The sequence below is a fragment of the Dietzia maris genome (assembly GCF_014144855.1).
GTDB classification, from domain to species: Bacteria; Actinomycetota; Actinomycetes; order Mycobacteriales; family Mycobacteriaceae; genus Dietzia; species Dietzia kunjamensis.
Genome location: NZ_JAALDN010000221.1, coordinates 18,017 through 27,364 on the forward strand (window position 1 = coordinate 18,017; position 9,348 = coordinate 27,364).

6 protein-coding genes and 1 tRNA gene are annotated in these 9,348 nt (G+C 70.8%); 1 reads left to right on the forward strand and 6 read right to left on the reverse strand.

Features of this window, described 5'->3' with window-relative positions; translation table 11 throughout:
• Window positions 1-35 precede the first annotated feature (35 nt).
• The 5 genes from G6024_RS07820 to G6024_RS07840 form a co-directional block, all read right to left on the reverse strand.
• Window positions 36-842 (reverse strand): enoyl-CoA hydratase/isomerase family protein, encoded by an 807-nt coding sequence (locus G6024_RS07820; protein WP_235027809.1) that lies wholly within the window; start codon window positions 840-842, stop codon window positions 36-38.
• Between the two features lie 2 nt (window positions 843-844).
• Window positions 845-2,299, reverse strand: a complete 1,455-nt coding sequence (locus tag G6024_RS07825; protein WP_159148418.1) for an aldehyde dehydrogenase — start codon at window positions 2,297-2,299, stop codon at window positions 845-847.
• 238 nt (window positions 2,300-2,537) lie between these two features.
• Window positions 2,538-2,614, reverse strand: a tRNA-Met gene (locus G6024_RS07830).
• 113 nt (window positions 2,615-2,727) lie between these two features.
• Window positions 2,728-5,790 carry a UPF0182 family protein gene (locus G6024_RS07835; RefSeq protein WP_182640342.1) on the reverse strand — a complete coding sequence of 1,021 codons (3,063 nt, stop codon included), beginning with the start codon at window positions 5,788-5,790 and terminating at the stop codon, window positions 2,728-2,730.
• A gap of 66 nt (window positions 5,791-5,856) precedes the next feature.
• Complete coding sequence (locus G6024_RS07840; RefSeq protein WP_159148419.1) at window positions 5,857-6,918, reverse strand: YlbL family protein; 1,062 nt, start codon at window positions 6,916-6,918, stop codon at window positions 5,857-5,859.
• 79 nt (window positions 6,919-6,997) lie between these two features.
• Between G6024_RS07840 and G6024_RS07845 the strand changes: the two genes are divergently transcribed.
• A complete protein-coding gene (locus G6024_RS07845) occupies window positions 6,998-8,476 on the forward strand; it encodes a zinc-dependent metalloprotease (RefSeq protein ID WP_235027810.1) in 1,479 nt (492 codons plus the stop codon).
• Between the two features lie 29 nt (window positions 8,477-8,505).
• Here the strand turns inward: G6024_RS07845 and G6024_RS07850 are convergent, their stop codons facing one another.
• Window positions 8,506-9,054 (reverse strand): M48 metallopeptidase family protein, encoded by a 549-nt coding sequence (locus tag G6024_RS07850; protein ID WP_235027811.1) that lies wholly within the window; start codon window positions 9,052-9,054, stop codon window positions 8,506-8,508.
• Between the last annotated feature and the right edge of the window lie 294 nt (window positions 9,055-9,348).

The window sequence follows — 9,348 nt, forward strand, 5'->3', positions numbered from 1 at the left end:
GGCGGGCGGGCGCGGGATCGTCGCAGGCGCCGGGGTCAGGACCCGTCGGGTAACGAGGCGAAGTCCGGCGTGCGCCCTTCGGCGAATGCCGCCAGCGCCTCCGCGTTCGCCGGCCCACCCATGAGGTCGGCGAATGCCCGGTTCTCCCGTTCGCGGCCGTCTGCGATCTGGCGCGTCAGTGGTTCGGTCATCGTCCGCTTGACCGCCCGCAGACTCGAGATCGGGAGCCGCGCCAACCGTGCGGCGTGCTCGCCGGCGACCTGCTGGAGTTCAGCGGGGGCGCACAGCCGCCAGACCAGTCCCATCTCGTGGGCCTCGCGGGCCGTGATCCACTCCGAGGACAGCAGGGCCCACGCGGCGTTCTGCCGACCCACCAGCCTGGGCAGCAGGTAGCTCGACGCCGCCTCGGGCGCCACTCCCAGGCGGGTGAACGGGCACTTGAGCCGGGCGTCGTCGGCCATGAACACCAGGTCGGCGAACCCGATGATCGTCATGCCGATACCCAGTCCGAGCCCGTTGATCGCCAGGACGAGCGGCTTGTCGAACCCGGTGAGCGCGTCCACGAGACCCAGGAATCCGTGCTCGCCGGGGACGAAATCGGGGTTGGTGATCCGCTCACCCATCTCCAGCAGGTCGGTGCCCGCGCTGAACGCCCGGCCCTCACCGGTGAGCAGGACCACCGCGACCGTGGGGTCCGCCGCGGCGGCGTGCAACGCCTCGGTGACCGCGTCGTACAGCGCCTCGTTGAAGGCGTTGAGGGCATCGGGGCGCGCCAGGGTCAGGGTGCGGACCCGATCTGTGTCCCGTACCGACAGGCCCGTCGTCCTCTCGTCCCCCGCCACGGTCAGCTCTGCTCCAGGTAGACGGACTTGAGCTCGGTGTACTGGGCCAGCCCCTCGGGGCCGAACTCGCGCCCCACCCCGGATGCCTTGAAGCCGCCGAACGGGGCGGAGAAATCCATCGTGTAGGTGTTCACGCCGTAGGTGCCGGTCCGGACCCGTCGCGCGACGCCCAGCCCTGCCTCCCGGTCGGCGGTCCACACGGTGCCCGCCAGTCCGTACTCGGAGTCGTTGGCGATCCGGACGGCGTCGTCGACGTCGTCGTAGGCGATCACGGAGATGACGGGGCCGAAGATCTCCTCCTGCGCGATGCGCATCGAGTTGTCGACGCCACCGAAGACCGTGGGTCGTACGTACCAGCCGGTGTCCAGGCCGTCGGGGCGGTCGGAGCCCCCGGCGAGCAGCGTCGCACCCTCCTGCTGCCCGATCTCGATGTAGGAGTTCACCCGCTCCTGCTGGCGACGGGCGACCATCGGCCCGATCTCCGTGGCCGGGTCGAGCGGGTCCCCCACCACCATCGACCCGATGCCGTCGGCCAGCGCCTGTGCCACCTCGTCGTGGCGGTCGCGACTCACCAGCACTCTGGTCTGTGCCACGCACGCCTGGCCGGAGTTCATCACGCCGACGAACTTGAGCCCCTCGACCACGGTCGTCAGGTCCGCGTCGTCGAGCACGATCGCCGCGGACTTGCCGCCCAGCTCGAGGGAGCAGCGCTTGAGCTGCTCGCCGCAGATCGCGCCGATTTTCCGGCCCGCCGCGGTGGATCCGGTGAACGCCACCTTGTCGATCGCGGGGTGCCGCACCAGGTGCTCGCCCACCTCGCGGCCGCCGGCGACGATGCTCGCGACGCCCTCGGGCACGCCCGCCTCGATGAGCAGTTCGCCCAGCAGGTAGGTGTCCAGCGGCGTCTCCGGCGCCGGCTTGACCACGATCGTGCACCCCGTCAGTAGGGCCGGGATCAGCTTGGACAGGACCGTGAACTGGGGGACGTTCCACGGCGGGATCGCCGCGACCACGCCCACGGGCTCGTGTCGCACCAGCACCTCCCCGCCGAGGACGCCGGGGCGGGTCTCCTCCCACGGGAATTCACGCGCGATGGTGAGGAAGGCCTCGATCTGCATCCACGGGGCGGGCGCCTGGGCGAGCTTGCTGAACGAGATCGGGGAACCCATCTCCGTGGAGATGACGGTCGCCATGTCATCGAGCTTCGCCGCGTACAGGGCGGACAGCCTGGCGACGACCTCGATCCGCTCGTCGGGGCTCATACGGGGCCACGGGCCGTGGTCGAAGGCCTCGCGCGCGGCGGCCACCGCGGCGTCCATGTCCGCCACCGAGCCCTCGGGCACGCGGGCGACGACCTCCTCGGTGTGCGGGCTGATCACCTCGATGACGTCATCGGTGGCGGGGGAACGCCACTGGGTGCCGATCAACAGGGCATCGCGGTCGAGTGAGGTGGTCATGTGGCTCTCCTGCCGTCACGGGGCGTCGTCGTGGCCGCATCGGACATGCGAACAGACACCTGTCCACCATACGAGGACCGAACCACTGTGTGGGCCGGAACACACGGACAGGCGCGACGATCGCTCCGGAGGCATCTACGACGTCCGCACTCCCGACCACGGCGTCGGCATACTCGAGCGAGACAACTCCAGAAATAAACTCAGGCCCGGCTCCCTTTCGGGAACCGGGCCTGGTGCGTGGTAGCGGGGACAGGATTTGAACCTGCGACCTCTGGGTTATGAGCCCAGCGAGCTACCGAGCTGCTCCACCCCGCGTCGTTTGCGTCTATGACACTACGTGCCATTCACCGGACATTGCAAATCGGTGGACGCTCGACGACTAGAAGATGACGTAACTCACACCCCCGCACCCATCGCCCCAGGTCACGTCAGTTCCCCAGGCCCTGATAAGCGTCGACGGCGGCCTGCAGGTCCTCGAGCGCCTGCCCCAGATCGGAGAGGTCTCCCCCGCTCTGGGCCGAGCGGACCGCGTTCAGCGCCGAGTTGAGCTCGCGCACGGCGGCCGCCCGCTCGGAGTCGTCAGCGCCTCCCCCAGTGGCCGGCGACGACGGTCGCGGGGCGGCGCCCTCGGCGGGCCGCGCGGCGCCTTCCTCTGCCTCGGCCTCCGCCTCCCCGCTCTCGTCGATCCGCACGACGTCCGGGTCTGCCTCGATCCCGACCTGTCGCAGCGCCTCGTACAGCGTGGGCGCGTAACCCACCGCCCGGTCGTACGAGACCATCACGCGCAGAAGCCTCGGGAAGGCGGAGTCCTGGTCCTTGCGCTGGGTGTAGATCGGCTCCACGTAGAGCACCGAGTCGTCCGCCAACGGCAGCGCCAGGAGGTTGCCCTCAGTGATCTCGGCGGTCTCACCCCACAGTCGCCGGTCCTCGGCGATCGCCGGCGAGGCGATCATGATGTCCTGCGCCTGGTTGGGCCCCTGCGACAGCGGCTCTGTCGGCCTCTGGACCCGCACCGTGATCTGCCCATAGGTCTCGGGGTCCGAGCTCGCCGTCATGTGCGCGGCGAGGAACTCACGCTCATAGCCGCGGAACGCCGAGATGAGCTGGAACGACGGCTCGTCGGACTCCGGGTCGGTCGGATCGGAGGCCACCACGTAGTACGGCGGCTGGGCCGGCCCGTCACGGTCGACGGTCTGGGCGCCGGCGGGACCACCGGCGGGGCTGCCGGCCGGACCACCGGCGGGCCCGCCCACGGGCGGACCCTGCGGGTTCTGGATCGACGAGGTCACCGTGGGATCGGACGGCACCGACCAGAAGGCGTCATTGGTGAAGAACTGACCCGGGTCGTCGACCTGGTACTTGGCCAGCAGCTCACGCTGCACCTTGAACAGGTCCTCCGGGTAGCGCAGGTGCTCCTCCAACTCCTCGGAGATCGCCTCGCGTGGCTGGACGATGTCCGGCAGTGCCTTCATCCACGTCTGCAGCACGGGGTCCGACTCGTCGAACGCGTACAGGTCGACGGTGCCGTCGTACGCGTCGACGGTCGCCTTGACCGAGTTGCGGATGTAGGAGACCTCCTCGTCCGGCAGGACCCGGCCGTTCGCGTCGTTGAGCGAGTCCGAGGTCATGGCCTCCAGCGAGCTGAGCTCGGCGTACGGGTAGGTCTTGAGCGTCGTGTACCCGTCGACGATCCACTTGATACGGCCGTCGATCACCGCCGGATAGGTGTTGGTGTCCGTGGTCAGCCACGGGGCCACCTTCTGCACCCGGTCCCGCGGGTCGCGGTCGTAGATGATCTTCGAGTCGTCCCCGAGAATGCTGGACAACAGGATGTTGCGCTCGGCGAACTTGAGCGAGTAGGCGATCCGGTTGACCCAGCCACCGACGGGGACACCGCCCTCGCCGGTGTAGGTGTACTGCTCGGTGTCGGTGTCGTACTCACGGGGCCCGTCGCCGTTGTCCCCCACGATGGCGTAGTCGGGGTCCGCCTGCGCGATGAGCGGACCGAAGTAGGTCCGCGGCTGGGTCACCGGGATCATCATCTCCTGACCACTGGAGATCGCCTCGAGGTCGGAGACCTGGAAATTCGGCAGGCCGCCGCGGTCCGAGCCGGCGTCGTCGGCGATCTCGTTGACCCGGTTGGCCGGTGCGGCCACGAACCCGTTGCCGTGCGTGTACACCGTGTGGCGGTTGATCCAGTCCCGCTGGTTGGCCTGCAGGGACTCGGGGTTGAGCTCACGCGCGGCCACGAGGAAGTCCCGCATCTCGCCGTCGATCGTGTAGCGGTCGATGCCCAGCGTCTCGGGGAAACCGTAGAAGTTGCGCAACTGGTGTAGCTGGGTGAACGTCGGCGCCAGGACGCTCGGGTCGAGCACGCGGACGTTGGACAGTGTCGTGAGATCCGAGGCCGCCTCGCGGGGGTTCGGATCGGCCGCCCCCCAGTTGTCGATGTAGGTGACCCGCTCCTCACCGATGTCGTACGCGGCGCGTGTCGCGTCGATGTTCCGCGCGATGTACTCCCGTTCCTTCTCGGCACGGTTGGGCTTCACCGAGAACTGCTCGACGGCCAGCGGCCACGCCGACCCCACCACGAGCGCGGAGAACAGCAACAGGACGGTGGCCAGCGCGGGGATCCGCAGATCCCTGATCACGATGGCGGAGAAGAACGCGGCCGCGCACACCAGCGCCACCGAGAACATGAAGATCTTCGCCGGCATCAGGGCGTTGACGTCGGTGTAGCTGGCGCCGGTGAACGTGCTGTTCTCGCTGAACAACAGCTCGTAGCGATCCAGCCAGTACGCGGCGGCCTTGGCCAGCACGAACAGCCCGGCGAGGGTCACCAGCTGGATCCGGGCGGCGCGGGTGAGGGCGCCCTCGCGGGCGCCGGGACGCAGTCCGCCGAAGAGGTAGTGGGTGAACAGGTTGGCCAGGAAGGCCAGCACGACGGCCACCATGAGCCAGGTGACGATCGCGCGCCACATCGGGAGCTCGAAGGCGTAGAAGGAGATGTCCAGACCGAACTGGGGGTCGGTCTCACCGAACGGCGTCGAGTTGAAGAACGCCAGCACGGTCTGCCACCCGGTCTGCGCGACCGACCCGGCCAGGATCGCCAGGACGACCGGGATCCAGAGCACGGTCCTGCCGGGCGAGGCCCCCATGGCCGCCCGGTAGCGGGACAGCGCGTCCGGCATGCCCGCCTGCGCCAGGAACACCGGGCGATACCGGTAGGCCAGCAGAATGCCGGCGCCCACCGCCAGGCCGACCAGGAGGGCGACCGCCACGAAAAGACCGAGCCGCGCCAGCAACTCGGTCCGGAACACGCTGGTGGCATCGACACTGCCGAACCACAGCCAGTCCGTGTACGCGGTGTTCAGTCTGGGCAGGACCTGGATGAGGAGGATGAGGACGACGACGGCGACGGCGACGGCCCGACCGCGACGAGAGATCGCGATCGGCCGACCGGGGGAATTGCCGGGTGGGCGGACGGACACCTGGAAAGCTCCTGCACTGCTGGGGCGGACATGCTCGTGACCCCCACCTTACGGAAAAGCCGTGCCTCAGCCGCAGGTCGGTGGCTGGCCCCCGGAGGCCGCCGTCTCCAGCGCCTCCAGCGCGCCCTCCAGCGTCTCCACCTCGATCAGCCGGACGCCCTCCGGCGGGCCCTGCACAGCCTCCGCACAGTTGGCCGCGGGGACCAGGAACTCGCTCACCCCCGCGTCGTGGGCCGCCCGGATCTTGTGCCGGATACCGCCGATGGGCCCCACCGTCCCGTCGGGACGGATGGTGCCCGACCCCGCCACCCGCGTCCCCCCGGTCGCCTCACCCGGCGACAGCTTGTCGACGATCGCGACGGCCAGCACCAGGCCCGCCGAGGGGCCGCCCACCGCGGGGTCCACCGTGATGTCGACGTCGGTGCCGTCCGCCGGGGTGTCGCCGACCAGGATGCCCAGTCGGCCCTGTTCGGGATCGCCGTCCGGTCCGGCGGACTGCAACGTCGCCGTCGTCGTCTCCTCACGCCCGTCACGGCTGAACCCGATGCGGACCTCGTCACCCGCGCGGCGCTCACCGACCCGCTCCACCACGGCCGTGGCGTCGTCGACGGATTCCCCGTCGATGGAGGTCAACACGTCGCCCGGGCGCAGGCGCCCGGCGGCGGCACCGTCCGGCTCCACCCCCTCGACGCGCGGCTGCATGGGGATCCCCAGGAACCGGTAGGCGGCGGCCTCGGCGGAGTTCTCCGAACCGACCATCTCCGCGGCGTTGGACTCGCGCACCTCGTCGCGTGAACGGTCCGGAGGGAACACCTGGTCGCGCGGTACCACCACCTGCGCCGGATCCAACCAGAACCGCATCGCGTCGAGCAGCGTCAGCCGGTCGCGGACCGCCACCGTCGTCATGAACAGGGACCCGGCGGTCTCGTCCGCCTCCCTGCCCGCCACGTCGACCACCGGAACCCGCTCCGTGTCGCCGTCCTCCGTCTCCACTTCGGCCGTGCCGAAGGTGTCGTAGGTGGGTCCGGGCCCCATCGACACCAGGGGGACGGTGGCCGACGTCGCCAGGACGAGCAGCAGCACCGCCGGTACCAGCGCGGCGAGAACGGTGAATAGGCGACGACTCACGGGGCAAGGGTAGACCGCACCCGCTGCCGGCCGCGTCGCGGCCGGACCCCCCACCCCCTGCACGCTGTACCGTTGTGGCATGAACCAGCCCTTCGGTTTCTCCGCTTCCGACGACGACGGGCGCGACGACGACCGCGACCGCGGCCAGGGCGGTCCCGGCGGTCCCGGCGGCTTCGACCCCTCGCAGTTCGGCAACTTCGGCCAGATGCTCTCCCAGTTCGGACAGATGCTCGGCTCCATGGGGTCGGCCATGTCCGGCCCGGGGAGCTCGGGGCCCGTCAACTACCAACTGGCGCGGACGGTCGCCCTCCAGTCCCTCGGTCGCACGCCCGTGATCACCGACGCCTCGCGCACCGCCGCGCAGGAATCGGTCCGCCTGGCGGAACTGTGGCTCGACGAGACCACCCAGTTCCCCTCCGGAGTGCACCGCACCGAAGTGTGGACGCCCCAGCAGTGGGTCGAGCACTCCCTGCCCACCTGGGAGAAGATCTGCACGCCCGTCGCCGAACAGATGAACTCGGCCACCAAGGGCGCCATGCCCGAGGAGGCCCGCCAGCTCGCCGGCCCGCTGCTCGGCATGCTCGACCAGATGGGCGGCATGGGCTTCGGCATGCAGCTCGGGCAGGGGCTGGGCAAGCTCGCGCCGGCCGTGCTCTTCTCCTCCGAGGTCGGGATCCCGTTCGGCGACGACGGGGTGGCCGCGCTCAGCCCGGCCGCGATCGACGAGTTCGCCGACGAGCTGGAACTGCCCCGGCAGGAGGTCGTGGTCTTCCTCGCGGCACGCGAGGCCGCACACCTGCGACTGTTCGCCGGCGCCCCCTGGCTGCGCGCCCGGTTCCTGGCGACCGTGGAGGAGTACGCGCGCGGCATCCGCGTGGACACCTCCGGGCTCGACGACCTCGCCTCCGGGCTCGACCCGTCCATCCTGCAGGACCCCACCAAGCTCCAGGAGTTGCTCTCCGGCGGGGCCGGGGCGATCGGCCCCAAGGTGACCAACGTCAACGAGGCCGCGCTCGGCCGGCTCGAGACGCTGCTCGCTCTGGTCGAGGGCTGGGTCGACGCCGTCGTCGCCACGGCGGTCGGCGACCGGCTGCCCAGCGCCGACAAGCTCCGCGAGATGTGGCTGCGCCGCCGGGCGACCGGCGGCGCAGCCGAACAGGCCTTCGCCTCGCTCGTCGGACTCGAACTGCGTCCGCGCAAGGCGCGTGAGGCCTCCGAGTTGTGGCGCCGGGTCGGCGAGGCCGTCGGCACCGAACGTCGCGACGGACTGTGGAGCCACCCCGACCTGCTGCCCGTCGGCGAGGACCTCGAGAACCCCGCCGCCGTCATCGACCGGCTCCTCGACGAGTCGACCGGGGACTCCAGCGGCGTCGACGAGATCGAGCGCTTCCTCCGCGAATCGGGTGGCGGGACCGGAGAGGCCGGCGACGGCGGACCCGAGGCGTCCGGCCCGGATGGTTCGGGGACCGACGGCTCCGGTTCCGGCACCGAGGGTTCCGGCACTGAGGGTTCCGGCACCGAGGGTTCCGACTCCGAGGGGCCGCGCGACGGGGCCTGATCGGCGGGCGTCGTGACGGGCGGGCCGGCCTAGTACAGGCCGGGCTCGTCGTCGTCGCCCTCGACCAGGTCGCCCACGCCCTCGCCCCCGACCCCCGGTTCTCCCGCGCCACCGGGGGCGTCCGACCCGGCCCCCGACCGGAGCACCCGCGAGTAGGCCTCCAGATACCCCATCGCCCGCTCGGTGCGCGGATACCCGCGCACCGCCTCCCAGAACTCGGGCGGGTGACCCCCGGGGACGACGAGGTGGGCCAGCTCGTGCACCACGACGTAGTCCAGCACGTAGGCAGGCACGTCCCGCAACGTCTCGCTGATCCGGATCTCCCCGGAATCCGGTGAGCAGGACGCCCAGCGGGTGGTCATCGCCGGCACCCAGCGCACCGATGCCGGCCGCGCCCGACCCTCCAGCCACGTCGTCGACAGTTCCGTGGCGCGCCTCATCAGGTCCGCATCGGGCGCCCGGTGACCCTTGCGGCGACCGGACCGGGCGAGCCGGCCGAGCAAGTCGGTGATGAGGCGTCGTTCCTCCGCGCGTGGCAGCCCCGCCGGCATGAGGACCACCACTGACTCGCCCTCCACCCGCGCTGACACCGTCCTCTTGCGGCGTGTGGAGCGGCGGACCTCGATCCGAGGATCATCAGGCTCGGTGGGCAGCGCCGGTGCCGGGCCCGGGCCGGGTGACGGTGGGCTCGCGGACACGGCGGCGGGGCGTGGGGCTGGCGACACGCGGACCACGGTAGACCACCCCACACGGCGCGGTTATCCACAGGCACCGACGAGACCGGCGCCTGTGGACAACGACGCCCGAGCAGGGCCCGGGCAGGACCGCCGCGTGCCACGATGTGCCCCGTGACCCCAGTGACCGCTCCTGCC